The 24,657-nt window shown below is 67.4% G+C and carries 18 protein-coding genes, 3 pseudogenes and 1 CRISPR repeat array; of the genes and pseudogenes, 14 read left to right on the forward strand and 7 right to left on the reverse strand.

The window, feature by feature from the left end; genetic code table 11:
* The 4 genes from cas6e to VAB18032_RS11565 all read left to right on the forward strand — a co-directional run bounded on the left by cas6e (window position 1) and on the right by VAB18032_RS11565 (window position 7,245).
* Entirely contained in the window at window positions 1–678 is a 678-nt protein-coding gene (gene cas6e / locus VAB18032_RS11555) for a type I-E CRISPR-associated protein Cas6/Cse3/CasE (protein ID WP_013733009.1), read from the forward strand.
* Window positions 675–1,643, forward strand: coding sequence for a type I-E CRISPR-associated endonuclease Cas1e (gene cas1e, locus VAB18032_RS11560; RefSeq protein WP_013733010.1), 969 nt, complete (start codon window positions 675–677; stop codon window positions 1,641–1,643). The genes cas6e and cas1e overlap by 4 nt, the downstream gene beginning before the upstream one ends.
* Window positions 1,643–2,053, forward strand: coding sequence for a type I-E CRISPR-associated endoribonuclease Cas2e (gene cas2e, locus VAB18032_RS30645; protein ID WP_013733011.1), 411 nt, complete (start codon window positions 1,643–1,645; stop codon window positions 2,051–2,053). The genes cas1e and cas2e overlap by 1 nt, the downstream gene beginning before the upstream one ends.
* Before the next feature lie 447 nt (window positions 2,054–2,500).
* Window positions 2,501–5,027: direct repeats of the CRISPR family, unit length 28 nt; unit sequence GGATCACCCCCGCGTGCGCGGGGAGCAG.
* 931 nt (window positions 5,028–5,958) lie between these two features.
* Entirely contained in the window at window positions 5,959–7,245 is a 1,287-nt protein-coding gene (locus VAB18032_RS11565) for a hypothetical protein (protein WP_013733012.1), read from the forward strand.
* 37 nt (window positions 7,246–7,282) lie between these two features.
* Here the strand turns inward: VAB18032_RS11565 and VAB18032_RS30655 are convergent, their stop codons facing one another.
* Window positions 7,283–7,867, reverse strand: coding sequence for a DUF4352 domain-containing protein (locus VAB18032_RS30655; RefSeq protein WP_158309493.1), 585 nt, complete (start codon window positions 7,865–7,867; stop codon window positions 7,283–7,285).
* Window positions 7,868–8,216: 349 nt separating this feature from the next.
* On the opposite strand from VAB18032_RS30655, the gene VAB18032_RS32830 reads away from it, so the two are divergent.
* Complete coding sequence (locus VAB18032_RS32830) at window positions 8,217–8,390, forward strand: hypothetical protein (protein WP_415878013.1); 174 nt, start codon at window positions 8,217–8,219, stop codon at window positions 8,388–8,390.
* 437 nt (window positions 8,391–8,827) lie between these two features.
* Window positions 8,828–9,349, forward strand: a complete 522-nt coding sequence (locus tag VAB18032_RS11575) for a hypothetical protein (RefSeq protein ID WP_013733014.1) — start codon at window positions 8,828–8,830, stop codon at window positions 9,347–9,349.
* Window positions 9,350–9,837: 488 nt separating this feature from the next.
* Here the strand turns inward: VAB18032_RS11575 and VAB18032_RS11580 are convergent.
* The 5 genes and pseudogenes from VAB18032_RS11580 to VAB18032_RS11600 all read right to left on the reverse strand — a co-directional run.
* Window positions 9,838–10,539: pseudogene (locus VAB18032_RS11580) on the reverse strand (IS5 family transposase); the annotation flags it as partial.
* A gap of 375 nt (window positions 10,540–10,914) precedes the next feature.
* Entirely contained in the window at window positions 10,915–11,469 is a 555-nt protein-coding gene (locus VAB18032_RS11585) for a YesL family protein (protein WP_013733016.1), read from the reverse strand.
* Between the two features lie 143 nt (window positions 11,470–11,612).
* Entirely contained in the window at window positions 11,613–12,566 is a 954-nt protein-coding gene (locus tag VAB18032_RS11590; protein WP_013733017.1) for a carbohydrate ABC transporter permease, read from the reverse strand.
* Window positions 12,567–12,575: 9 nt separating this feature from the next.
* Window positions 12,576–13,652 (reverse strand): ABC transporter permease, encoded by a 1,077-nt coding sequence (locus VAB18032_RS11595; protein WP_013733018.1) that lies wholly within the window; start codon window positions 13,650–13,652, stop codon window positions 12,576–12,578.
* A 93-nt stretch (window positions 13,653–13,745) separates the two neighbouring features.
* Entirely contained in the window at window positions 13,746–15,368 is a 1,623-nt protein-coding gene (locus VAB18032_RS11600) for a type 2 periplasmic-binding domain-containing protein (protein ID WP_013733019.1), read from the reverse strand.
* Between the two features lie 279 nt (window positions 15,369–15,647).
* Between VAB18032_RS11600 and VAB18032_RS11605 the strand changes: the two genes are divergently transcribed.
* From VAB18032_RS11605 to VAB18032_RS33515, 5 genes and pseudogenes are all read left to right on the forward strand, one after another.
* Window positions 15,648–16,643 (forward strand): LacI family DNA-binding transcriptional regulator, encoded by a 996-nt coding sequence (locus VAB18032_RS11605; RefSeq protein ID WP_013733020.1) that lies wholly within the window; start codon window positions 15,648–15,650, stop codon window positions 16,641–16,643.
* A 171-nt stretch (window positions 16,644–16,814) separates the two neighbouring features.
* Window positions 16,815–16,895 carry a hypothetical protein gene (locus VAB18032_RS33505; RefSeq protein ID WP_353505311.1) on the forward strand — a complete coding sequence of 27 codons (81 nt, stop codon included), beginning with the start codon at window positions 16,815–16,817 and terminating at the stop codon, window positions 16,893–16,895.
* 38 nt (window positions 16,896–16,933) lie between these two features.
* Window positions 16,934–18,460, forward strand: a complete 1,527-nt coding sequence (locus VAB18032_RS33180; protein ID WP_013733021.1) for an alpha-N-arabinofuranosidase — start codon at window positions 16,934–16,936, stop codon at window positions 18,458–18,460.
* Window positions 18,375–19,307, forward strand: a pseudogene (locus VAB18032_RS33510) (glycoside hydrolase 43 family protein); the annotation flags it as partial. The gene VAB18032_RS33180 and the pseudogene VAB18032_RS33510, both read left to right, overlap by 86 nt.
* A 79-nt stretch (window positions 19,308–19,386) precedes the next feature.
* A pseudogene (locus tag VAB18032_RS33515) lies at window positions 19,387–19,788 on the forward strand (beta-xylosidase family glycoside hydrolase); the annotation flags it as partial.
* A 74-nt stretch (window positions 19,789–19,862) separates the two neighbouring features.
* Here VAB18032_RS33515 and VAB18032_RS11620 read toward each other — a convergent pair.
* Window positions 19,863–20,993, reverse strand: a complete 1,131-nt coding sequence (locus VAB18032_RS11620) for a PucR family transcriptional regulator (protein ID WP_013733023.1) — start codon at window positions 20,991–20,993, stop codon at window positions 19,863–19,865.
* A gap of 125 nt (window positions 20,994–21,118) precedes the next feature.
* On the opposite strand from VAB18032_RS11620, the gene VAB18032_RS11625 reads away from it, so the two are divergent.
* The 3 genes from VAB18032_RS11625 to VAB18032_RS11635 are packed head-to-tail and all read left to right on the forward strand — an operon-like array spanning window position 21,119 to window position 24,626.
* Window positions 21,119–22,462: a flavin-containing monooxygenase gene (locus VAB18032_RS11625; protein ID WP_043720458.1), complete on the forward strand. Its 1,344-nt coding sequence runs from the start codon at window positions 21,119–21,121 to the stop codon at window positions 22,460–22,462.
* Window positions 22,459–23,286: an SDR family NAD(P)-dependent oxidoreductase gene (locus tag VAB18032_RS11630; RefSeq protein ID WP_043720460.1), complete on the forward strand. Its 828-nt coding sequence runs from the start codon at window positions 22,459–22,461 to the stop codon at window positions 23,284–23,286. Before VAB18032_RS11625 ends, VAB18032_RS11630 begins: the two co-directional genes overlap by 4 nt.
* Complete coding sequence (locus VAB18032_RS11635) at window positions 23,283–24,626, forward strand: MFS transporter (RefSeq protein ID WP_013733026.1); 1,344 nt, start codon at window positions 23,283–23,285, stop codon at window positions 24,624–24,626. The genes VAB18032_RS11630 and VAB18032_RS11635 overlap by 4 nt, the downstream gene beginning before the upstream one ends.
* Window positions 24,627–24,657 lie beyond the last annotated feature (31 nt).

Raw genomic sequence — 24,657 nt, forward strand, 5'->3', positions numbered from 1 at the left:
ATGTTCCTCACCCGATTCCAGATCAACGCCGCCCGCCGCAACGCGCGCAAACTGCTCTCCTCGCCACACGCCATGCACGCGGCCGTCCGCGCCGCGTTCGCCGACGCCGCCGACTACGAGCGCCCCGGAGTTCGTACGCTGTGGCGCCTCGACACCCCGGCCACGGCCACCGTTCACCTCTACATAGCCAGCCCTGGACGACCCGACCTCACCCACCTGGTCGAGCAGGCCGGCTGGCCCACCAGCGAGGAAGCCTGGACGACCCGGGAGTACGACGGCTTGCTCGCCTCGCTACGAGCGGGCCAAGAGTGGGCGTTCCGGCTCACCGCCAACCCGACCCACAGCGGGCGAAAGACCGCCGAGGCGAAGGAGACGCAGCGCTTCGGCTACCTCCGCGAGCACGAACAAATCGCATGGCTGCTCGCCCGGGCCGAGCGACACGGCTTTACCTTGGCGACCCAGCAGGACGGCCGCCCCAACCTTCGCCTGCACCGGCGCCAGACGCAGTCATTCAAACGTGGCATGGGAACCGTCACCCTCACCACGGCCACCTACGACGGCATCCTCCACGTCACCGACGCCCACACCTTGCGGCGTGCGTTGACCGGCGGAATCGGCCACGCCAAGGCGTACGGCTGCGGCCTTCTCACCCTCGCTCCCGTCCAGGGCAACCGGTGAAGATCCCCGGCGTCCCACCGGCGGAACTGGCCGATCTCAACCGCGTACAGGATCGGCTCAGCTTCATCTACCTCGAACGCTGCGTCATCCACCGCGACAGCAACGCGATCACCACAACCGACGACAAGGGCATCATCCACATCCCGGCCGCCACGGTCGGCGTGCTCCTGCTCGGACCGGGCACCAGCATCACCCAGCAGGCGATGATGCTGCTCGCCGACAACGGCGCCACCGTGGTCTGGGTCGGCGAACACGGCGTGCGCTACTACGCGCACGGACGTCCACTCGCCCGATCCAGCCGGCTCCTCGTCGCCCAGGCCACCGCCGTTACGCACCGCGATCGGCGGCTCCAGGTAGCACGGGAGATGTATCGGATGCGCTTTCCGGGCGAAGACACCACCGCCCTCACCATGCAGCAGCTCCGCGGCAAAGAGGGAGCCCGAGTACGTCGCAGCTACCGCGAGCACGCCAAGCGGACCGGTGTGAACTGGAACAACCGTGAGTACAACCCAGACGACTTCACCAGCAGCGACCCCGTCAACCAGGCACTGTCCGCCGCCCACGCCTGCCTGTACGGCGTGGTGCACGCCGTCATCGTCGCTGTTGGCACCTCACCCGGCCTGGGATTCGTCCACACCGGGCACGACCGATCCTTTATCTACGACATCGCCGACCTCTACAAGGCCGAATACACTATTCCGGTCGCCTTCGACGTCGCCGCCAGCGGCTCGACCGACATCGGATCGGACACCCGGCGTGCCGTCCGCGACCGTATCCACGACGGTGCTCTTCTCGACCGATGCGTACGCGACATCCGCAGTCTGCTGCTCAGTCCCGGCCCGACCGGGCCGATCGATGAGGAGTGGCTCGACGGGGAAGCGGAGAACGACACGGTGCGCCTGTGGGATGAGAGCGGCTACGAGTTCACCAGCGGTCGCAACTATGGCGGAGAAGTTGACTTCTGATGACCGTCATCATCCTGACCGCCTGTCCCGAAGGGCTCCGCGGACACCTGACTCAGTGGTTACTGGAAATTTCCGCAGGCGTGTACGTGGGCCACGTGAACAGCCGAATTCGCCAGCGTCTCTGGTCCAGAGTTGTCGAGATGGCTGGCCCGGGTCGAGCCCTGCTCGTCTATCAGCAGCCAGGTGAACAACGGCTGTGCTTCCAGGTCCACGACCACCACTGGCAGCCTGTCGACCTCGACGGCATTACGCTGATCCGTCGACCCACCGACCGGAAGACCTACAACCCAGCCCTGTCACATGGCTGGAGCAAGGCATCAAAACGCCGCCGCTTCGGGCGCCGTTCTCCAGAGATCGGCCACACCTCGGTGGCGATCCCGAAACCAGGCGAAGAAGACAGCCCCAGATGAACTCGACCGCTTGCAGGTCACCGGCCGCCAGGACCGTGGGACGGGCATACCGACGTGTGAGCCCGGGTACCTGCTCAACGAACGTCCGTCGCCGGCATCCATTATCGACGCAGTTAAACTGGCGGACCGTCAACGCCAGCAGCACCTCGTGGCCGCCCAACCTGACGTCGGCCAGCCGCCGTATATAGCGACGATGCACACTGCCCGACCAGGTCCCACAGGCCACGCACGAGGCCCGCGCTGTCCGCGACGCCGCCGCAATCCTGACTCCGACGCCCGGACCACCACCGCTTCCAGCCGCAGGCCGATCAGATGCGGAAACAACGCCGAGATGGTCCTCACCCCGGGCACCCAACCCGAACCCCGACGAACGCGACTCCCAGAATGTGTGCCATAGCCAGTTCCACGCGGCGCCGACAGTCGGCCGGGCCCTGGGTCCACGGCCTGGGATCACCCCCGCGTGCGCGGGGAGCAGGCCTCGACTGCCACGAGGTCACCCAGCTGGTAGGGATCACCCCCGCGTGCGCGGGGAGCAGACGACGGATCCGGCGGGGGCGGCGGCTCGGGCCGGATCACCCCCGCGTGCGCGGGGAGCAGGGCTGCGACGACGCGGCGGCCTGCGCCCGGCAGGGATCACCCCCGCGTGCGCGGGGAGCAGGGTCCGGATGCGGCGGTGCAGTTGGAGCGGGAGGGAACACCCCCGCATGCGCGGGGAGCAGGGGGCCTACGGGTCGGAGGCCAGCGACCGCAGGGATCACCCCGCGTGCGCGGGGAGCAGAACGAGGCTGTTGGTCGGCAACTGCTCACAGTGGGATCACCCCCGCGTGCGCGGGGAGCAGGTGATGCGCGAAGGCGCAGAGCACTACGGCGAAGGATCACCCCCGCGTGCGCGGGGAGCAGGTGATGCGCGAAGGCGCAGAGCACTACGGCGAAGGATCACCCCCGCGTGCGCGGGGAGCAGCGCTCGCGGCGGAGTGGACGGTTCTATGGACGGGGATCACCCCCGCGTGCGCGGGGAGCAGGCCGAGGCGCTCGCGGCGATCCGGGGCGGCTCGGGATCACCCCCGCGTGCGCGGGGAGCAGGTCGTGCGACGTGGCACGGCGAACCCTGGCACGGGATCACCCCCGCGTGCGCGGGGAGCAGGGCTTGCCGGTCTCGCGGCGCAGCAGCCACCAGGGATCACCCCCGCGTGCGCGGGGAGCAGGTGGAGTCCACCGCCGACGCGGCGAAGTCGTCGGGATCACCCCCGCGTGCGCGGGGAGCAGACGATGGCGAGCGTCGTCACGCCGGTAAGCCACGGATCACCCCCGCGTGCGCGGGGAGCAGCGGGCTCCCCCCGCCTGTCTAGCCGACGGAGTGGGATCACCCCCGCGTGCGCGGGGAGCAGGCCTTCCGAGAGGAACGCTTCACCGGCTCTTTCGGATCACCCCCGCGTGCGCGGGGAGCAGGCGGCGAAGATGCGCGCTGAGACGGATCCGGTGGGATCACCCCCGCGTGCGCGGGGAGCAGGGGCCGAGCCTCGCGAAGAACGACACCCCGAACGGATCACCCCCGCGTGCGCGGGGAGCAGGGGCTCGTAGTCGTCACCGACGCCGGCGAGCGGGGATCACCCCCGCGTGCGCGGGGAGCAGTCGCGGTGCAGCTCGTGCACCCCGTAGTCCAGGGGATCACCCCCGCGTGCGCGGGGAGCAGTGGTCGGTCCACGCCGTGCTCGCCGAGACCTGGGGATCACCCCCGCGTGCGCGGGGAGCAGGGCGACGCAGACGCCCTCCTCGACTCCACGTCCGGATCACCCCCGCGTGCGCGGGGAGCAGGGTGGGGGCGGGCGGCTGCAACCGCAGCCACGCGGATCACCCCCGCGTGCGCGGGGAGCAGCTCAGGTCACCACCTGCGTTGACAGGCTCGACGGGATCACCCCCGCGTGCGCGGGGAGCAGTTCGACGCTGACACCGGACTGTTCGGCGAGTTGGGATCACCCCCGCGTGCGCGGGGAGCAGGGACCGGCTGTTCGTGGCCATCGTCCGGGCACTGGATCACCCCCGCGTGCGCGGGGAGCAGTGGGTCCAGGCCGAAGGCGCCGTCTTCGACATGGGATCACCCCCGCGTGCGCGGGGAGCAGCCGGCCGCCGCGCCGATGATGAACCACTTCCAGGGATCACCCCCGCGTGCGCGGGGAGCAGCCGCTCGGCCTCAACATCGCCGGCAGCCTCATGGGATCATCACCCCCGCGTGCGCGGGGAGCAGTTGCACGTGAGCAGCGAATGGGACCACGCGGAGGGATCACCCCCGCGTGCGCGGGGAGCAGTGCGGGCGAACAGCTCGTCCAGGCGGGTCCACGGGATCACCCCCGCGTGCGCGGGGAGCAGCGGCGCATTCTGGCGACGCACGCCACCGGAGACGGATCACCCCCGCGTGCGCGGGGAGCAGACCATCGATGGTGAGCGTCCAGCGGTGGGCTGGGGATCACCCCCGCGTGCGCGGGGAGCAGCCGCTGCACATCTACGGCGACACCCACATGGAGGGATCACCCCCGCGTGCGCGGGGAGCAGGACCGGCCCATGCCTGCTGCTCACGCTCACGCGGGATCACCCCCGCGTGCGCGGGGAGCAGCGGCACGGTGATCCGCGACGACGACACCAGGGATCACCCCCGCGTGCGCGGGGAGCAGGAGATCGGTAACGTTAACGCCACGCGATTTGAGGGATCACCCCCGCGTGCGCGGGGAGCAGGTCCCGCTGGCTCATGCCGCTGATCGTGCGCCAGGATCACCCCCGCGTGCGCGGGGAGCAGCAGCTCGGACTGCTCCATCAGGGGGGTGCTCCGGGATCACCCCCGCGTGCGCGGGGAGCAGGCGGCCTGCCAGTCCAGATTGCCGACCAGGGGGGGATCACCCCCGCGTGCGCGGGGAGCAGATGACGTGCTCGGTGGCCGGGTCGTCCGGATCCGGATCACCCCCGCGTGCGCGGGGAGCAGACTTCCTGACCTGTGGTTCTAGAGATCAAGTGAGCTGATTTTCTTTACTTCACTTGCAAGATCCTCTTGCTTCCTGTGGGGTTATGTGTCCGGTCGCCTGCTGGTAGCCGGGGTCCAGCGTAGCGGTTCTGGGGAGCGTCGAACGGCTCGTCGTCGAGGGCGACATGGTGGCCGTCCCGGAGCGGTCGATGTGGTGTGTAGACAGGGTGCCCGACGATCGCATATACGGAGGGCAACCATGGGACGGGAATGCCGACGCTGTGCGCCGACAGCGCCCCCCGGTTACTGCCTCCACCACGTAGGTGTCGAGAGTGGAACACCGCCAACGATCGGCCGCTAGACCAACGGGATCGACGTCGACAGCGTCGGGCCCGGTTGGGTTTTGGTTTGTGTTGCCCCACCGACATGAACCCCCATGCCTGTGGCGGGTAGCGATGGGTAGGAGCGCGCCGCTCCCTTGGTGACGGGTGTTCTACTGGTAGGGGAGCGGGACACGATGGACTGCGCGCAATGTCGGCCCCCCGTTTACCCCCCGAAAACCCCCGCCCGTGGGTGACAACCAGTGACAAGTAGCGATCATCGCTCAATCATGTCTGCCCAGCTCAGTGCTGACTTTCGACAGCCAATGACAAGGTCGGAATGGCTACTGAAGGTAACAAGGGGTTTTGACAACCAATGACAAGCCCCGACGAGCGTTGCTCGACAAGAGGTTCTCTTGGGTTCAATTCTCCTCGTTCGCCACGAGAGTCTGGTGTTGAACCCGAAGCGCGCCGGTTGAGGACTCTACTCCTCCCAGGTGGGTGTCGGCGTGACACGGCCTTGACAGGTGGTCCTTGCTGTTGTTGGTCTTCCGGGTGCTGTTGATCATTCGCGCCGTCCGTCAGCACCCGCCCGGAAGATCTCGTTGTCGGCGACGGGCAGAATGCCAAGGGTGGATCTACGGCGAGCACTCGACATCGTTGCCCAGCCTTGGACGTACTTCGGCGTTAGCGATGCCCAACTCTGCGCTGACGTGCAGGCGTACGCCGATGATGACCTTGGTGTGCGGGACGTGCCCGCACTCGATGGCGAGGCGGCGGTGCGGCCGTTGGATGTACTGCTTCGGCTGGCGGTGGCAACGAAGCCGCAATATCAGACAGATCTGTATGAGGCGCACCGGCACTGGTCACTGCTGCGGTACCTGGGTTTGTTCGATTCGGACTCGGACGGGTATCTGTGTCTGTCGTCCGCGGGCCGGCGGATCGTCGGGAACCAGCGGAGGGTCACCTCCGAGGAACTGGGCATCGGGTTTGCCGTGCACCGGGCGCAGGAATGGATGGCCGCTCGTTGGCCCGGCGCCACGACCGCCGGTGTCATCGACATCGACGTTGCGCTGTCCAGTGGCGTCATCAGGGTCGGCGCGGTTACCTCATCCGTTGTGCAGCGGGGGCGACGGCGTCCGGACTATCTCCTGATCGCGGAGAGCCCGGGCAGCGAAGACCGGTACCACTACGCGGTGGTCGAATGCAAAGGCACCAAGGGCTGGAGGTATGGCCTGGACCAGTTGGCGTCGGCTTGTGTGCAGTTGCGCGGTGTAGCTGTCGAGAGTCGCCAACCTCCCGGGCTTGCCGTTGGTACGGTCTTGGCGGACGACCGGGTGTATTGCAGGGCGCTGGAGCTGTCTCCCGGACGCCGTGGGCACCACGAGTCGGCGACTTATCCGGTGCAGCTACCGGAGTCGTTCGGGGACGCAGCGGAGGTCCACGTTGAGCGTGAGGCGTTCGAGCGGATTGTTCACGTCGACATGGATGAGGGAGCGCCGTTGTCGGCGGAGGACCTGGTGGGGGCAGGGATGCAAGCCTCTTGGGCCAGCCTCGCCGATTTCGCCGGTAACGACTATGCGTTTCAGCGGTGGGCACCTCCGGTGTTCCGGGCCAACCTGGATCGGGATGTGCGGGCACGACCGCAGCGGGTCGAACGCCAGACCCGTGGCGGTCTGGACGTTGTGGGCGTCCGCAATCTGATCACGCTGCCGGGCGGAGAGTTGGAGGTGGTGTTCGGCTTGGCCGCGGAGGTGGACGAAGCGCTTGCCGACCGCGACGCGAACAGGGTCATCGAGGCCCAGAGGCGAGCAGCCAGCCAGCGCGCGCAGGAGCGTGATGTGGCAAGCCGCGAGCCCGGCGACGATGTCACCGCTGTCTCCGACGACGGAGCGGTGTTGATGCTCATCCCGCGCTAACGGGGGAGTGGGGTGTGGCTTCGGCAGAGTCGACGACTTAGCCCCAGATCGCTATGGCCGGCCCTGGACCGAACAGTTGGTCCTCGATGAGACGGATCTCCTTGATCCTGCTTCCCTTGTCGATCTCGAAGGTGAGCCAGCCGCGAACGCAGTCGTTTGGCAGGATTGTGGCGGAGTAAGGCAAGGCAGGCTGCCGCGGTTCGGGAGTGATGTCGGCGGGCTGCAGTTGGTAGTCGTCGGTGGTCTTGAGCTGCCAGGAGCTCCAACTCGGGGTCGGCAGGCTATCCCCCGTGGTGGCGTTGCAGATCTTCACATCGGTCGGCACCCACACCTTGCCCTTGTCGGGCTCAGAGTCGGCCTGTCCGCCAAATTTGGCCGAGTAGACGGTTACTTTCCAACCAGCGCCGGTGAATGTCTGGCCGATCTTGAGTCGGGCCGGGCCCTGGTCTTCAGTCGGGGATGGCGACCTGTCCGCAGCGGTCGGGGTTCTCGTGGCAGGCGCGGCCGAACTGGCCTGCGAAACTGAACCCCGGGGTGCTGGTGTATCGCCGCTGTTGCCGCAACCGGCAAGGAGGACCGCTGCCGTTGCTGTGGCGACGGCAGGAAGTGAGCGAGCCTTCATGACCCGTAACCTACCGTCCCTTGTGGGTGTCGCGGTGAACGCCTCAAGGGGACATCTAATCCGCATATTGGTCTACGTGCAGTGGCGCCGACCGACCGTAAGCTTGGTTTCTGATCGGGACGTGGAGGTAAATAGGCGTAAATCGGTAGGACTCGTCGGATGAGCTATGGACGCTGACCGATCAGGCTGGCGGCGTGGCGGCGGCTGATGAATCGGCCGAGGGTGGGGTCGTATTCGCGTGCGCTCAGGTGCGTGAGGCCGGTGTCGTCTTGGGTACCGCCTCAGGGAAGCCACCGACCTGCACCGCTACTCCCACCACGGCGTCAACCACGACAAGGCGGGCCGCCCCATCAAGCCATCACGGGAGCCCTTGCCACACCTGACCGAAGCCGAGACCACCGCGTACAACACCATCGCCACCGCGGGTCCCACTGCGTTCCGCCGGATCGAGCAGGAAGCAATCCCTCTCGCCCACGCCGTAACCCGACTGCTGCGAGTCATTAGGCAGCATGATCGTGCGTGATCACTTTAAGATCGGGCCCTCGGCGCGGCGGCAAACCACCCATCAGCCGCGTCAACAACGCTGCTGGGCACTACACCTAGGTGCCCCGAGGTGGCCAGGGCCAGAGTGGTCGACACGACCTCGTTGCCGCCTCCCGGCAGCATCACGTTGAAGATGACGAGCGTCACGAGCACTGACCACGAGTAGGGCCACACAGCGTGATCGCGCAAATGGCCGGGGTGTGCGCCTCACGGCTACTTGTTGACTGATGGTACGACTGAAGCCCGGCCAGACTTGGCCTGGCGGCACCGTGTCGACGATCGGCATGCGGTGCGGCACCAGCGGATCGCCCCCGATCACCCGGCCCGGCGCCCGCACTACATGGACGAGGCCGCCGCGTTCTGGCCGTTGCCAGGAGGGCAGCGGCCGGCTTGCTCGCTCCTCTACGCTCCAAGCCTATGGAGATGTCCCGGGTGCAGATCGAGAACTGGCTCAGCGATGCGATTTGGCTCACCGTCACGGGTGACGAAAAGCTATTCGATTATCGCTCCAGCGAACGCTCGGTCATGTTCCGGATTGGTCACTACTTGGCGATGGGCATCGAAGCACACCTCGGCCCGGAATGGCACGTGGATGTCGAGTACAACCGGCAAGGTGACCAAGGTGTACCCAAGAAGGCATGGGCTCTCCGCCGAAGCGAAAAGGACAAAGCCCGCTCGGTTCTACCTGATCTAATCGTGCACCGCCGTGGCATGCGCGGACGTGAGTCGAATCTGCTGGTGGTCGAGTCGAAAAAGCCCGACTGCCCCGACACCGATGCGGACTACGACCGCAAAAAACTGCAGGCATACCTTGACGAGCATGGGTACCAGTACGCTGTGTTCCTGAAACTGGGCCGCACGCCGACGTGGGAGTGGTTGAGCGACGACCAATCAGTACTCACTGATGTGAGGCGCTCCGGCCGGTTCCGTCCGGCATAGCCGTACCGTCGGCGACGATCGCCACCACCTCGTCTCCGGCACCACGCAACTCCACCCGAGTGGGGAGCGGGGTTGGTGCCCGTCCTGACCACGCACCGATTCAGCTCAGGCGCACTGGGGTCAGGGGTGCGCTCGCCCTATCAAGCAGGGTGGGGTGGTTGGCGCCTGGCGGGTTCGGAAGCCGTCGGGCCGGGCTGGCATGGGTGGGACGCGGTGTCACCCCACCGGATGGATGTACCCTCCATGCGCCGCCATGGGCACGCGTCCTTCCGAGCAAGTCCGATCAGGACGTCGCGGTTCCATGGAACCCGGTGGCAAGCGTGTAGCGGTCCACTTCGGTGACTGACCCAGCATACGGAGGCTCAGTGGCGTAAAGGACAATCGTCGCGACGCCGAGGGAGGTCGCGAGTGGCGGATGCACGTACGGATGAACTGATCGCTGCGTATGGCGCGCTCCTTGATGGGTCAGCGACTGAACCGGATCGCATCGACCGGCTGGCTGCTTCATGCGACCTGGACAAACGTGCGTGAGCATGCCGCTGGGCCACTGGGGGGTTTTTGGTGACAACATCGACGTCAACGCCCAGGCGGGCACCGTGTTCGACGACGCGGTTTTTGAAGCCGGCGTCGACCCAGGTCTTGGCCAGGGTGGGATGGGCGGTGGTGGCCTGGTCGAGCAGGTGCATGCCGATGGTGTAGTCGCTGACGCTGGCGGCGGTGACGATCACGGTGCGTAGGAGGCCGAGGGTGTCGGTGATGATGCCGCGTTTGCGGCCGACGATCTTCTTGTTCGGGTCGATGCCCTGGGTGGTGGTCGGAACGTTGGTGGATGTCTTGACGCTCTGGATGTCCATTATGGAGGCGGTCGGGGTGGTGGTCCGCCCGTGGTAGTCACGGACCAGGCCGGTGAGGTGGTAGTTCAGTTCGGAGAAGATGCCTTCCTTGCTCCAGGCGGCGAAGTAGGCGTAGACGGTCTGGTAGGGCGGCAGGTCGTGGGGCAGGTGTCGCCAGGCGATGCCGGTGCGATTGACGTAGAGGATGGCGTTGAGGATCTCGCGCAGGTCGTGGGTGGCGGTGCGGCCGCCGACTCCGGCGTCGGTGCGGGCTTGTCGCCAGGCGGTCAGTCGGGGTGCGATCAGGGTCCAGCGGGCGTCTGACAGGTCGGACGGGTAGGCGCGACGCTCAGACATTGTGGTGGCTTACCGCGGCGACCGGTTGGTCCGGCGGACCATGGGTCCGCCGGTTCCCGTGACGAAGGTGAACGAGACACGATTGCGGGGTCAAAGGCCTCGTACTATCTCAGACGCAAATCGGCGGAGAGCACTTATTTGGGTCATGTTAGGACCCGCCCGGTCATCAGAGTCGATATGAATCCGCCGCTCTCGCCACGAGCGTGGATTAAACGTCCAGTCAGGGGTGTGCCGGAACCGGCGAACCTGCCGTCCCACTCGCACCTCCCATACGTCGGTGCCCAGGCCACCGAAGCTGGTCCACCCCCACCGTTCTGTGTACAAGATCGCCGCGAGCCGCTTCACGAGACAACTCAGGTCCACGGCTGGAGAGCGTCAGGCCTCTGCCTCCTTCGGCTCCATTTGCACGTACCCCCGGGCGACGAAGAACCGCTCGAGCAGGTAGCACCACCACAGGAGGATCAGGCCGGGCACCACGAACACCGCGGGCATGAAGTTCCAGATGGCGACGCCCCCGAGGACCACGGCGATCCCGAGCAGGAACGTCAGGCTGGGCGTCGTCAGCCCCAACGTGAGCCCGTTGAACACCTGGCGCCAGGTGGGGTTGGTGAAGCGGGCTACGAGGGGGAGGCACCAGAAGACCAGGAGCAGGAGGAAAAGTCCGACGACAATGAGCGGCACCCAGACCTCGGCCAGCCCGCGAGTGGGCAGGTAGGAGAGCGAGAGGATGCCGACGGCCGCGACCGGGACGGCCAGCAGACCGACGACGGTCGCCTGCCTCCAGCTCTGCCGCAAAGCCTTCGCAGCAATGGCCCGGACGCCACCGTCCTTGCCCAGGACGTACCGGCGGCACACCTCGTAGGCGACCACCGTTCCCGCTCCCGCTGTCACGACAAGGCCGAGGCTCAGGAGCCAGAACAGGCTGATCACGATGATGGAGCCGAGTGAGTCCAGGATGCGCCACAGTCGCGACGTGGGGTTGAAACGGAGAATGGTCGGGGCCTTTCAGTGTGCGCAGTTGCGGGTCATGAGGACGGGGTCGGCCTCCTGCGGTGGGCGGGAGGCCGACGCGATCAGCCCTTCACGGAGCCGATCATGAGACCGGACACGAAGTGCTTCTGCAGGAACGGGTAGACGAACAGGATGGGGACGGCCGCCACCATGGTGATCGCCGACCGCAGCGCGATCGGTGTGGTGACCTGCCCGCCAGAGGACGCGGCGCCCGTGGCGGCCACGGAGTTCACGCCGGCGTTCATCGAGCTCGACAGCAGCTTCTGCAACTCGTACTGCAAGGTGGTCAACGCCGGATTGCCCGAGGCGTAGAGCAGGGTGTCCAGCCAGGCGTTCCAGCTGCCCACCGCCACGAACAGACCCACCACGGCCAGCGCGGGCTTGCACAGCGGCATCACGATCTGCCACCACGTGCGGAACTCGCCCGCACCGTCCATCCGTGCCGACTCGATGATCTCCTCAGGGATCGACTTGATGTACGTGCGCAGGATGATCAGGTTGAACGCGCTGATGATCGTCGGCACCCAGTAGGCCTGGAAGGTGTTCAGCATGCCCAGGTCCTTGATGAGCAGGTAGTTGGGGATCAGCCCGGCGTCGAAGTACATCGTCAGCACGAAGATCACGGTGATCGGGCGGCGGAAGATGAACTCTGTGCGGCTGAGCGCGTAGGCGAGCATCGAGGTGAAGAGCAGGTTTGTCGCCACCACCACGACCGTCTTCAGGACGCTCATGAAGAACGCCTGGTAGATCGTGTGCATGTTGAACACGACGTTGTAGTTCTGCAGCGAGAAGTCCCGAGGCCAGATGCCGATCCCGCCACGGACGGCGTCCATGCCGTCGTTCAGGGAGATGGCGAGCGTGTTCAGCAGCGGGTAGACCATGACCGCCGCGAGGGCCAGCAGGAAGGTCGTGTTGAGCGTCGTGAAGATAATCCGCTCGGTCGTCCACTTGCGACGCCGTGACCCGCCCCGTGATGCGCGCCGCGCCAGAGGCTTCGCGACAGTGGTGCTTGACATGAAGTCCTCCTAGACCAGCGTCTCTTGGTTGAGGCGCTTGGCCGCTTGGTTCGCCGCGCCCACCAGGATGACGGCGACGATGGTCTTGAAGATGCCCGCGACGATGGCGAGGCTGTAGTTGCCCAGCTCGTATCCATAGCGCAGCACGAAGACGTCGATGGTCTCGGACCTGTCGGACACCAGGCCGTTGCCGAGGAAGTACGGCAGCTCGAAGTTCGTGGACAGGATCCAGCCGCTGTTGATGATGAGCAGCACGACGATCGTGGGCCTGATGCTCGGGAGCGTGATGCTGAACATCTTGCGAAAGCGGCCTGCTCCGTCGACCTCGGCGGACTCGTACAGGCTCGGGTCGATCGCGGTGATCGCGGCCAGGTAGATGATCGTGTTCCAGCCCAGTTCCTTCCACAGGTTCGTCCCGGCGACGATCCCCCAGAAGTAGTTCGGCTCGGTCAGGAACAGGATCGGTTGGTCGATGATGTGCAGGTTCATGAGGCCCTGGTTGATGAACCCGCCGGAGGAGGGCAGCGAGAGCGCCACCGATGCCATGCTCGCCACGATCACCCAGCTGAGGAAGTGGGGCATGTAGGTGATGTTCTGAAGGACTCGCTTGAACGGCAGGTTCTTGACTTCGTTCAGCAGCAGCGCTAGGACGATGGCCCCGAGGGTACCGACGGTCAGGGTCAGGAGCGACTGTCCTATCGTGTTGATCACGACCCGGATGAACCGCTCACCCATGACACCGGTGAACAGGTTGTGGAAGTTCTCGAGGCCCACCCACTGCTGGTTCCAGAGGCTGCGGGGACCCGGCCAGGGGCTGCTGCCGCGAGCCGGCTTGAAGTCCTGGAAGGCGATCGCCCAGCCGTAGACCGGGACGTACTTGAACAGGATCTGGTACAGCAGCAGCGGGACGGCCATCGCGAGCAGGGCTCGCTGCGCCCAGACCAGGTCCCAGGTGATCTTGCGCTTGGGATCCTTCGCGGCATTCTTTCGGGCCTTGCGGTTCCGGGCACGCGAACTGCTCGCGGGCTCCGGGGCCGGTTCGAGCCCGGTGGCGGTCACGGGGATGCCGACCGGGGCGTCCGTCATCTGTCCAACCTCGTCGTCAGGAGCAGTGGGTGGTAATCGAGAACGCGTCGTGGTGGGGGGCGCACGCCCCCCACCACGACTGCTCGCAGACTGTTACCAGTTGGCCAGACGGTCCTTGATGCCAGCGGTGACTGCGTCCTCGTACACCTTGACGTCGATCTTGCGGATGGAGTCGACGTAGGCCTGCCAGTTCTTGTCGAAGTCGGCGGGCGGGCCGGCGATGATCCCCGGCAGCTTCTGCACGCTGGTGTCGGTCAGCTGCTGGTTGACCTGGTTGGCGTCGTCGGAGAGCGTGAGGTTCCACGCCGGGTAGTACTTGGGGTTGTCCGGTGCCTTGTTCACGAAGTCAAGCCAGGTCTTCTTGCCGTACTTCGCCATGAAGTCCTTGTCGTAGTCGCTCAGCGTCGCGTAGAACTCGGCGGGCTGGTCGTCGGGGCTGTAGGCGTTGCCGTCGGAGAACTGGCCGTTGCGCTTGGGCAGCATGTCGAGCAGCGCATCGAGACGGTTGGAGGCACGCCAGGTGAGGTCTTTGTAGTTCTTCCGCTGCTCGTCCGTGCGGGAGAAGACGCCGTCGGCGCCGACCTGGTAGTCCTCGCCAGCGATGCCCCAGGAGAGCGTCTTCTGCCACTCTTCGCTGAGCATGATGTCGAGGAACTTCAGTGCCTTCTTCGGCTGCTTGCTGGAGACCGAGACGCCGAACCCCTGGTTGGTGTTCATGACGGGGCGGTCGGCGTACCAGGGCTTCACCCCGTCGTAGACGGGCATGAGGGGCACGTAGGTGTACTCGTCCTTGCCGGCGCTCTGCAGTGACTGGGTGGCGGTCTGGAAGTTCCAGCCCTGGTCGTGCATGCCGAGGACGGTGCCGGTGGCCAGCTTCGCGGTGTACTGGTCGAACGTCAGGGTGAAGGACTCGGGGTCGACGACACCCGAGTTGTACTGCTGGTTGAGGACCTTGTAGAAGTTCTTCGCGATGTCCTTGTCGGCGAAGATCGACGCGTTGTTGTTGCTGTCGACGACGACGCCACCGTTGTTCGGGAAGCCTGCCAGCTGTGCCGGCGGGTTAGTCATGCCCCACTCACGGCCCGTGGACGCCAGAATTTCGAAGCCGACGGTCGGGGCGCCGGCGGTCTGGGGGTGCTTCGCCTTGTAGTTCGAGATGAGCTGGAAGTAGCGGTCGAGCGTCATGTTGCTGAGGTCCGGGTAGCCGGCGTCCGCGAGCACACGCTTCTGGATCCAGAACGCGGGACCGTAGTAGACGCCGCCCGTGACGTCGCCGTAGAAGCGGTTGTAGTTCGGGAGGATGTACAGGCCCTTGTCCACCTCGTCGCCCGAGTAGCTCATCTTCTTGATGTCGTCCTTGACGTGCTCGGCGAGGTTGGGGTAGTCCCCCTTGGCCAGCATGTCGTCCAGGCGCCGCAGAGCGCCGCCCTGCAGGAGACGCTGCTTCAGGTCGCCGGTGCCGATGAGGTCGGGGAACTCACCGCCGGCGAGCATGACACCGATCTTCTGGTCCTCGTTGTCCGGCGTGACGATCTCGTACTTGAGGGTGACACCGAGCTTGTCCTTGAGCAGCTTGGTGATCTTGTTTTCGGGTGCCGGGGCCTGCTGGGCCGACGTGATCCAGACCGTGAACGTCGTGGGGTCACTGGGGGTCAGCGTTCCCGAGTCGTCTTCGGGGTTGTCGGCAGAGGTACATCCGACAAGTCCTACCAACACGGCTGCAGCCAGGACAACAATTGACAACTTCGTTCTTGTGGTACGCACCGAGGGCTCTCCCTTGAGAACAGTTCCGGTCGTCCTTGACTGGAATTTGTGGGCATATCGACGCGAGTTGGGGCTTGGCGTCCTCATATCGAGCGGGATTTTAGCGTTAAAGTAAAGAGTCGATCGTGTTGCGTCAAGGCCCGCCCCGGCGGGTGGATGGGTGGCGGGCTTCTCGCCAGACGACGTTGCTGAGCTGGCAGAATGCCGCGATAAGGAGGATATGTGGTAACGATGGCGGACGTCGCCCGTGAGGCGGGCGTCTCGGTCATGACCGTGTCGAACGTCGTCAATGAGCGCCTCCCGGTCAACGAACCGACGCGCGCCCGTGTCATGGCCGCCGTCGAGGCGCTGGGGTACGAGGTCAACCTGACCGCGCGCCACCTGCGCGCGGGACGGACCGACACCGTCGCCTTCATCGTGCCGAGCTTCCACGACTACTTCGGTGAGGTCTCCGACAAGATCGCGCCGCTGATCGAGGCCGAGGGGCGACACCTCGTCCTTGAGCGGACGAGCGGCAGCCCCGAGCATGAGATGGCGGCGCTGAGCGTCGCGCGACTCCAGCTCTACGACGGCGTCCTGCTGTCCGTCGTCGGACTCGACCGCGACCAGCTGGACCGCGTGCGTACCGCCAAGCCCATCGTGCTGCTCGGCGAGCGTGACGTGCCCGACCGTTTCAACCACGTGCGGCTGGCGAACGAAGAGGGCGCCCGCCTCGCGACGGCGCACATGATCGAGCACGGCTCGCGGCGCATCGTTGGGTTGGGCTGCACGTTCGACACCGCGCACATGATGACGTCGGACCGCCGCATTGGCTGGGAGCGCGCACATCGCGATGCCGGCCTCGATGTCGACGCACGCTATGTGGTGCCCATCTCCACGTTCACGTCGGCGGCCGGACGTGATGCCCTGCTCGATGTGATCGCGTCCGGTCTGCCCTTCGACGGCGTCTTCGCCGTCACCGACGTCGTCGCGCTCGGCGCGGTCGCGGCCCTGGCAGAGAGCGGGCTCCGGGTGCCCACCGACGTCCAGCTCGCCGGGTTCGACAACCTCGACATGTCAAGCTTCATCCCGCCCGGCCTCACCTCCGTCGACGCGAACCATGAAGGTGTCGCTGAGACCGCGGTGGGTCTGCTGCACCGGCAGATGGCGGGCTGGACCGGCCCGGCCGAGCACGTCGTCGCGCCCGTCCGTCTCGTGGTACGTGGCTCCACCCGCGGTGGGGCTTAGGGCCGTGCAACCACCCGCGCCGTTTAGCCCGTTTCGGTCGAAGGAAACCATGTCGAGCACCTATGGGCGCACGTCCGCCTTGCGCGCCTGTCCCCGCATCCCCGATCACCGGGACGCGGCACCGGCCTCTACGACCCCGACACCGCCACCGAGCTCGTCGACGAGCAGACGGTGACAGCGATCCCGTTCTCGACCTGGGGCAACCGCGCCCCCGGCCCGATGCGGGTCTGGCTTCCGCGAGCTCCTCGCTGAGGCATGCAATGACGGAACACGCAACTGATGGGGAGACAATGACGACGACCACGACCGCAGTGATCGACCTCGACCTGCCCGGCGCCACGATCAGGCGGCACGTGTACGGGCACTTCGCCGAGCACCTGGGGCGGTGCATCTACGGCGGGTTCTGGGTGGGTGAGGACTCGCCGGTCGCGAACGTGCGGGGCATCCGCTCGGACGTGGTCGAGGCGTTGCGGGCGATCTCGATCCCGAACCTGCGTTGGCCGGGCGGCTGCTTCGCCGACGACTACCACTGGCGTGACGGCATCGGCCCGCGCGAGAGCCGCCCGCGGATGGTCAACTCGCACTGGGGCGACGTGGTGGAGGACAACGCGTTCGGCACGCACGAGTTTATGGACCTGTGCGAGCTGCTCGGTGCCGACCCGTACGTGTCGGGGAACGTGGGGTCCGGGTCGGTGGCGGAGATGTCGGACTGGGTGGAGTACCTGACCCGGGCGGACGACTCACCGATGGCGGCGCTGCGGCGGGCGAACGGGCGCGAGAAGCCGTGGCGGGTGCCGTTCTGGGGCCTGGGCAACGAGGCGTGGGGCTGCGGCGGCAACCTGCGCGCCGAGCAGTTCGCGTCTCTGGCCCGGCAGTACGCCACCTACTGCCGCAACCACGGCGGCAACCTGCTGTACCGGATCGCGGCGGGCGCGAACGAGGCCGACCTGCACTGGACCGAGACGCTCATGCGCTCGTTCGACGACCTGGCGGCGGACCCGGCCGGGTCGGCGGGCCCGTTCCAGGCCGTGTCGCTGCACTATTACACGATGGCCGGGTCGTGGTCGGACAAGGGCGACGCCACCGGGTTCAGCACCGACGAGTGGTACGCGACCATGGCCCGCGCCCGGCGCATGGAGGAGCTGCTCACCCGGCACTCCACGGTCATGGACCGCTACGACCCGCACCGCAAGGTCGGCCTGGTCGTGGACGAGTGGGGCACGTGGTGGAACGTGGAGAAGGGCACCAACCCCGGGTTCCTGTACCAGCAGAACACGCTGCGCGACGCCCTGGTCGCCTCCGTGCACCTCGACGCGTTCCACCGGCACGCCGAACGGGTGGTCATGGCGAACATCGCCCAGACCGTCAACGTGCTGCAGGCCATGATCCTCACCGACCCCGACACGGGGGCGCTCGTGCTCACCCCGACGTACCACGTCTTCGCTATGAACACCGGCCACCACGATGCCGCCGCCCTCGCGGTTCACCTGCGCGACGTCGAGACTCGCGCCGTCGACGCGACCGAGCTGCCGCTGGTCTCGGCGTCCGCGTCGGTCAAGGGCGACACCGCCCTGGTCTCGCTGTCCAACCTCGACGCCGAGACGGACCGCACCCTCGTCCTGGACCTGCGCGGCCGCGACGTCGTCGGGCACACCGCGCGGGTGCTGACCGCCACCGCGCTCGACGCGCACAACACCCCCGAGCAGCTCGACGCCGTCGCCCCCACCGACCATGCCGGCGTGGGCCCCCACCCCCGGGGGCTCGAGGTCGACCTGCCCGCCCACTCCTACGTCACCGTGGCGCTCGAGCTGCGCTGATGGACCGACCGAACGTGAACATCCGCGACGGCGGGGCGGGGCAGACTTCACCAACCCTGTCATCTTCGCGGACGTGCCCGACCCGGACGTCGTCTTCGACGGCCGGTACTACTACATGGTCAGCACGACGATGTACTTCGCGCCGAGCGTCCCGATCATGCGCTCGAGCAACCTGGTGCACTGGTCCATCGCCGGGTACGCTGCGGCGATCCTCGACGACGCGGACGCGCTGGCGCTGCGCAAAGGCCAAGACGCGTACGGCCAGGGCAGCTGGGCAGCGAGCATCAGGTTCCATGACGGGACCTACTACATGTCGGTCGGCAGCCTCACCACGCAGCAGACGTACGTCTACTCGACTCCCAACATCGAGCGCGGGCCGTGCAGCAGGTCGGTGCTCGACGGGTACGCCCACGATCAGTCGCTGCTGTTCGACGGCGACGACGTCTGGCTTGTCTACGGTGGCGGGTCGATCGACCTGCGCAGGCTGCGGCGGCACGACGACGGGACCCTCGGGTGGGACGGCCCGGCGACGCGGCTCGTCGAGGACGCCAACGTCGACCAGACCAGCGGTCTGCACGCCGAGGGCGCTCACGCGTACAAGATCGGGGACTACTACTACGTCTTCATGATCGAGTGGCCGTCGGGTGGCGTCCGCCAGGAGGTGCTGTGGCGGTCGCCGTCCCTCACGCCGCAGTCGGCGGGCGGCGCGTGGGAGGGCCGGGTCGTGCTGAGCCAGGGCGTGACGGTCGGGGGCCGGCCCGGAACCGGCGTGGCCCAGGGCGGAATCGTCCAGACGTACGACGGGCAGTGGTACGCCATGCTGTTCCAGGACGAGGGCCCGCTGGGTCGTTCGCCTCACCTCTTTGGCGTGACCTGCATGGAACGGGTCGAACCTGGGGCCGCAGTGGCAGTGAAACCACAACCCGGACAACCGGTTCTGGTCGCTCACCGAGCGGCCCGGACACCTGCGGCTGACCACGGGCAGCGTCGCGTCGAGCATCCTCGATGCGCGCAACACGCTCACCCAACGCACGCTCGGACCCACGAGCTCCGGCACCATCTCGCTGGACGTCTCGCACATGAAGGACGGGAACGTCGCAGGCACCTCCGCCTACCAGCGCACGTACGGATACATCGCCGTGACGATGGAGGGCGGAACCAGGAGCCTGGTGATGCGCCGGGCAGGCGGCGACGGCGTCATCGCCTTCACCAGCGCACCGGTGCCGCTGCGGGCGGACGTCGTCTACCTGCGCGCGGACGTCGACTTCCGGGATGCCGTCGATACGGCGTCGTTCGCGTACTCGTACGACGGCAGCAACTGGACGTCTGGGCGACACCGTGCCGATGCGGTACGACCTCGCAGTGGGACAACCGCCTGGACAACACGTCGTACGGTGCGAGATCAGGTCGCGTCGCGCAGCCAGGTTCGGCAAAGCCACCAGGCGGTCATGGCACCGAAGGTGCCCGCCGGGTCGATGCCGGTGACGGCGGCGAAGCGCCGGACCCGATTGCGAACCGTGTTGGGGTGCACGAAAAGGTTCGCCCCGGCGAGGTCGACATCGCGGTCGCTCTCCAGCCAGGCGAGCACGGCGTGCGCCACCGATTCGGCAGTCGGTCCGAGTGCCGCCCAAGCGGGCGCGTACCGGTCGAGCAGCACCGTTGCCAGGTCTGCCCGCTCGGTCAACGCCGCCAGCCAGGCCACATCGGCAATGTGGACCAGTCCGGTGCGGCCGGTGGACTCGGCGGCGGTCAGGGCCGCGGTGGCGAGCCGCCGCACCGGCGCGAGTTTCTCCGGTTCGGCCGGACCGGCGAGCCCCGCCACAGCCCCGATCCCCTCCAGGCGGGCGGACGGAGCCCGGGACAGAACTCCGACCATCAGGTCGTCCACGGTCGCGCACAGCACCGGCGGGTGCTCGCGTACGGCTCGTTCGATGCCGGCGGCGGTCTCCCCGGGCCGGGCGACGAGCACCCACAGCCCGTCGGTGACCGGAAGGCCGGCCTCGGCGGCTGCCAGCGTGGCCGCCGAACCACCCTGGAGCAGCCGCCGCAGCAGTGCCGTGTCCCGGCGCCCGGGAAGCGGATCCGTGCTGGCTCCGGTAGCCCGATGCGCGCTGATCAGCCGTGCCCGGACGGCCTCGGCCCAGTCGTCGTAAAGGTCCCGGACGTCCAGCAGTTGCTCGGCGCTGACGCCTTGGGCTCGGGCGAGTTCCCGGGCCCGGGCCCAGATCGCGCGCTCGGCGAAGTGGATCGCGCCCAGCACTGATTCGATCGGCACGCCCTGCCGGGCACGGGTGACACCGAGGTCCGCGACGAACGACAGCTCCGCTTCGGTGGGGCCGCGCCGTGCGGCCAATGCGCGGGTTGCGGCCACCAGCAGAGCACGGGTGTGTCCGGCGATGTCGGAGGTGGGCAGTGCGGAGACCTCCCGCACGGTGGTACGAACTCCGGCGACCACCGACGGCAGCAGTTCGTCATCGCCCACGACGCGTTCGATCAGGTCCACCATCGTCGTCCAGCCGTCCGGATGCGTCATCCTGTCATGCTCCCCGCCGTTGTGGTGCGCTACAACAAGAACCCGAAACCGCGTGCTCCACGCCATGTATTCGCCCTGTGCCAGGCCCTACGGTTTGGCGGAAGCTACAACCGTCGAGGAGCACCGTGGCCGTTTCTTCGAGTCGGGTGGCGGTGATCGGTGCGGGAGCAGCCGGTCTCGCCACGGTGAAGGCGCTGCTCGACGCCGGTTGTGCGGTGGTGGCGTACGAGAAGGGTGACCGGCCCGGTGGCCTGTGGGTCAGGGACAACAGCAGCGGCTTGTCTCCGGCGTACGCCTCCCTGCACTTGAACACCAGCAAACGGCGCACCGAGTTCGCGGATTTTCCGATGCCCGCGGACTGGCCCGACTATCCGTCGGCCAGTCGCGTCGCCAGTTACCTGGCCGACTATGCGCAGTCGTTCGGGCTCATTCCGCACATCCGGTTCGGGAGCACGGTCACCCGCGTCGAGCGTGACCGGCTCTGGGCGGTGACGACCGAGTTCGGTGACACCGAGCGGTACGACGCCGTGGTGGTCGCGAACGGCCACAACTGGGATCCGCGCTACCCGGATCCGGCTTATCCGGGGACGTTCCACGGCACCCAGATGCACGCCCACGACTACCGCACTCCGGAGGTCTTCCTGGATCGGCGGGTGCTGATCGTCGGCATGGGCAACTCGGCCATGGACATCGCGGTGGACGCCTCGCACGTCGCTCGAGGGCCGGTCCTGCTCTCCGCCCGGCGCGGCGTCCACATCGTCCCCAAGTACCTGTTCGGCCGCCCGGCCGACGCGACCGGCGGTGCCCTCGCCGCCCTGCCGTGGCGGCTGCGGCAGCGTATCGCCGAGACCCTGCTGCGGCTCGCCGTCGGGACCCCGCAGACGTACGGCTTACCCGCCCCGGCCGGTGGCCTGTTCCAGAACCATCCGACGATCAGCGACACGATCCTGCACCGGCTCACCCACGGTGAGGTGACCCCACGTCCCGGCATCGAACGGCTGGACGGGGAACGGGTGATGTTCACCGACGGCAGCGCCGACCCGGTCGACGTGATCGTCTGGGCCACCGGGTACCGGGTGAGTATCCCGTTCCTGTCCCCTCAATGGCTGGGCCCCGACCCCGAACAGCTGCCGCTGTACCAGCGGGTCTTCCATCTCGACGACCCCAGCCTGGCATTCGTCGGCCTGATGCAGTCCACCGGTGCCGCTCTGCCGGTCGTGGAGGTCCAGGCCAAACTGGTCGCCGCGTATCTCTCCGGCGGCTATGCCCTGCCCGGCATCGACGAACAGCGGCACGCCGTGCAGCGAGCCTTGCGCGCCGCCATCGAGCGGTGGGGTGCGAACGCGCGGCCGCACATGCGTATCGATTTCGACAGGTACGTCGCCAACCTGCCCCGGGAGATCGCGGCTGGCCGCAATCGCCTCGCCCGGGGCGGACGCACCTTCACCGCCGAGGAGAGTGTGGTTTGAGCGCCCGAGACCCCCGCGGATTGCGTGTCCTCGTCACCGGTGCCTCCGGCACGTTCGGCCGGGCCATCTGCGCCCGCCTGGACGAGCTGGGGGCCCAGGTCGTCGGGTTGGACCTGGCCCCCCGTGCCGATGACCCGGTCCGGGTCCTGGCCTGCGACATCACCGACGACGACGCGGTGCCGGCGGTGGTACGCGAAGCAATTGACCAGCTCGGTGGGCTCGACCTGCTGATCAACAACGCCGGGATCGGTGGGCCGGCCCCGGCCGAACTGGCGCCGGGCGCGGAAGTACGCCGCCAGCTCGACATCAACCTGCTGGGCACCTGGCGGGTCACCGCCGCATGCGTGGACGCGCTGGTCGCCTCTGGTGGCCGGATAGTCATGCTCAGCTCGCGGATGGCCGTCATGCAGTTGCCGCTGGCCGCTGCGTACGGCGCCTCCAAGCGCGCCCTGGTCGCGTACGCGGACGCGCTGCGTCTGGAGCTCGGCACCCATGTCGGCGTCACCTGCGTGTACCCGTCGGCGGTACGAAGCCCGATCCACGACTCGACGGCCGCGGCCGGGCTCTCGCTGGAGGGCATGAGCCAGTACGAGCCGCTGGACGGGGTGGTCCGGACCGTGCTGCGCGCCGCGCTCAGTCGTCGTCCTCGCCGTGATCTACCCACCACCCGGCGGGGCGCGGTCGAGTTCTTCCTGGCCCGTCATCTGCCCGCGCTGACCGATCGGATCGTGGCGCGCACCCTCGCCGGCCGGGTCCGCTCCGGCGCGTTGCAGGGCGCCGAACTGGCCGCGGGTGTGGTCGCACGACACGAGGCGACCCGATGACGGCGCTGCGCGGGGCGGCGGGCGAGGTGCGGACCAGGGCAGGTGACCTGACCGCGTACGCCACCGGCTCGGTCGGGATGGGCGTCTGGGTAACCGTTCCCGGCCTGCTGCTGCTCTATTTCCTCACCAATACGCTCGGTGTCTCGCCGTTCCTGGCCGGTCTCACCCTGCTGCTGCCGAAGATCATCGACATCATCGTGCATCCGATGCTGGGCAGCCGATCCGACCGGGAAGCGCGCAGCAGCGGACACCGCCTCGGCATGCTGCGGGTCGGTCTGCTGCTTCCGGTGGCCATGGTGGCGATGTTCTCGGTGCCCGCCGGTCTCTCCGGCGCATCGGCGGCGCTCTGGGTGGGCGGCTGGTTCATCGCCGGCAACCTGCTCTTCGCGTGTTTCCAGGTGCCCTACCTGACCACCCCGTCCGATCTTCGAGTCGGGTACCACGAGCGCACCCGGGTGTTCATGTTCCGGATGCTTTTCCTCACCCTCGGGTTGCTTGGTGCCGGTGTGGCTGCACCGGCGCTGGTGGAGTCGGGACGGCGCGGCGACTACGGCTGGATGGCCCTGCTGCTCTCCGGCGTCATGGTGATCTCCGGGCTGGTCGCACTGACCGGGGTACGGCGTCTCACTGCCCACGCCGGTTTCCGGATGCCCGACCAGAAGGCGGCCCACTCGACCATCGGTGACATCGCGGTCGCCTGGCGGGACCCCGACTTCCGCGCGCTGGTGCTGTCCTACCTGTTCACCGGCACCACTACTCACCTGTTCCTCGCAGCACTGCCGTTCTACACCAGGTACGTCTTCGAGAACTCTGGGCTGACCGCCGTGTTCATGGGGGCGTTCCTCGGTCCAGCGGTGATCGCCGGTCCGGTGTGGATGCAGGTGTCCCGGCGCATCGGCAAGCAGCGTGGCCTGCTGATCTGCCAGGCGGTCTTCGTGGCCGGTTCGCTGGCGCCGCTGCTCGGCTACGGCACCGGGCCGGCTGTCGCGGTGGTCGGCGTCCTGGGCATCGCGTTCGCCGGGCTGCAGCTGTTCGCGTTCTCGATGGTCCCGGATGCGGTCGCGGCCGCCGAGCAGCGCGGTACCGTCCGGGCTGGCGCCTACACCGGTGTCTGGACTGCCACCGAAGCCACCGGCACCGCAATCGGCCCGTACGTGTACTCGGCCGTGCTCGCCCTGGGCGGCTTCATCTCCACCACCGAGGGGCAGACCGTGACGCAGCCGGAGTCCGCCCACACCGCCCTGTTGATCGGCTTCACCGTGGTCCCGGCGGTGCTGATGGCCGCGGCGCTGACATTCCAAGTGCGCTGGAAGCTGGATCGGACACGCCACACCGGTTGATTTGTGCTCAGGCCGGCACCGGTCGCCGGGC

This window comes from Micromonospora maris AB-18-032 (genome assembly GCF_000204155.1).
Taxonomy (GTDB): Bacteria; Actinomycetota; Actinomycetes; order Mycobacteriales; family Micromonosporaceae; genus Micromonospora; species Micromonospora gifhornensis.

Bases quoted from the DNA above. Each gene is read 5' to 3' on its own strand.
- VAB18032_RS11595 (WP_013733018.1), bottom strand. From the start codon at position 13,652: ATGACGGACGCCCCGGTCGGCATCCCCGTGACCGCCACCGGGCTCGAA.
- VAB18032_RS11635 (WP_013733026.1), top strand. From the start codon at position 23,283: ATGACGGCGCTGCGCGGGGCGGCGGGCGAGGTGCGGACCAGGGCAGGT.
- VAB18032_RS11620 (WP_013733023.1), bottom strand. From the start codon at position 20,993: ATGACGCATCCGGACGGCTGGACGACGATGGTGGACCTGATCGAACGC.
- VAB18032_RS11590 (WP_013733017.1), bottom strand. From the start codon at position 12,566: ATGTCAAGCACCACTGTCGCGAAGCCTCTGGCGCGGCGCGCATCACGG.
- VAB18032_RS11575 (WP_013733014.1), top strand. From the start codon at position 8,828: ATGGAGATGTCCCGGGTGCAGATCGAGAACTGGCTCAGCGATGCGATT.
- cas2e (WP_013733011.1), top strand. From the start codon at position 1,643: ATGACCGTCATCATCCTGACCGCCTGTCCCGAAGGGCTCCGCGGACAC.
- VAB18032_RS33180 (WP_013733021.1), top strand. From the start codon at position 16,934: ATGACGACGACCACGACCGCAGTGATCGACCTCGACCTGCCCGGCGCC.
- VAB18032_RS11605 (WP_013733020.1), top strand. From the start codon at position 15,648: ATGGCGGACGTCGCCCGTGAGGCGGGCGTCTCGGTCATGACCGTGTCG.
- cas6e (WP_013733009.1), top strand. From the start codon at position 1: ATGTTCCTCACCCGATTCCAGATCAACGCCGCCCGCCGCAACGCGCGC.
- VAB18032_RS30655 (WP_158309493.1), bottom strand. From the start codon at position 7,867: ATGAAGGCTCGCTCACTTCCTGCCGTCGCCACAGCAACGGCAGCGGTC.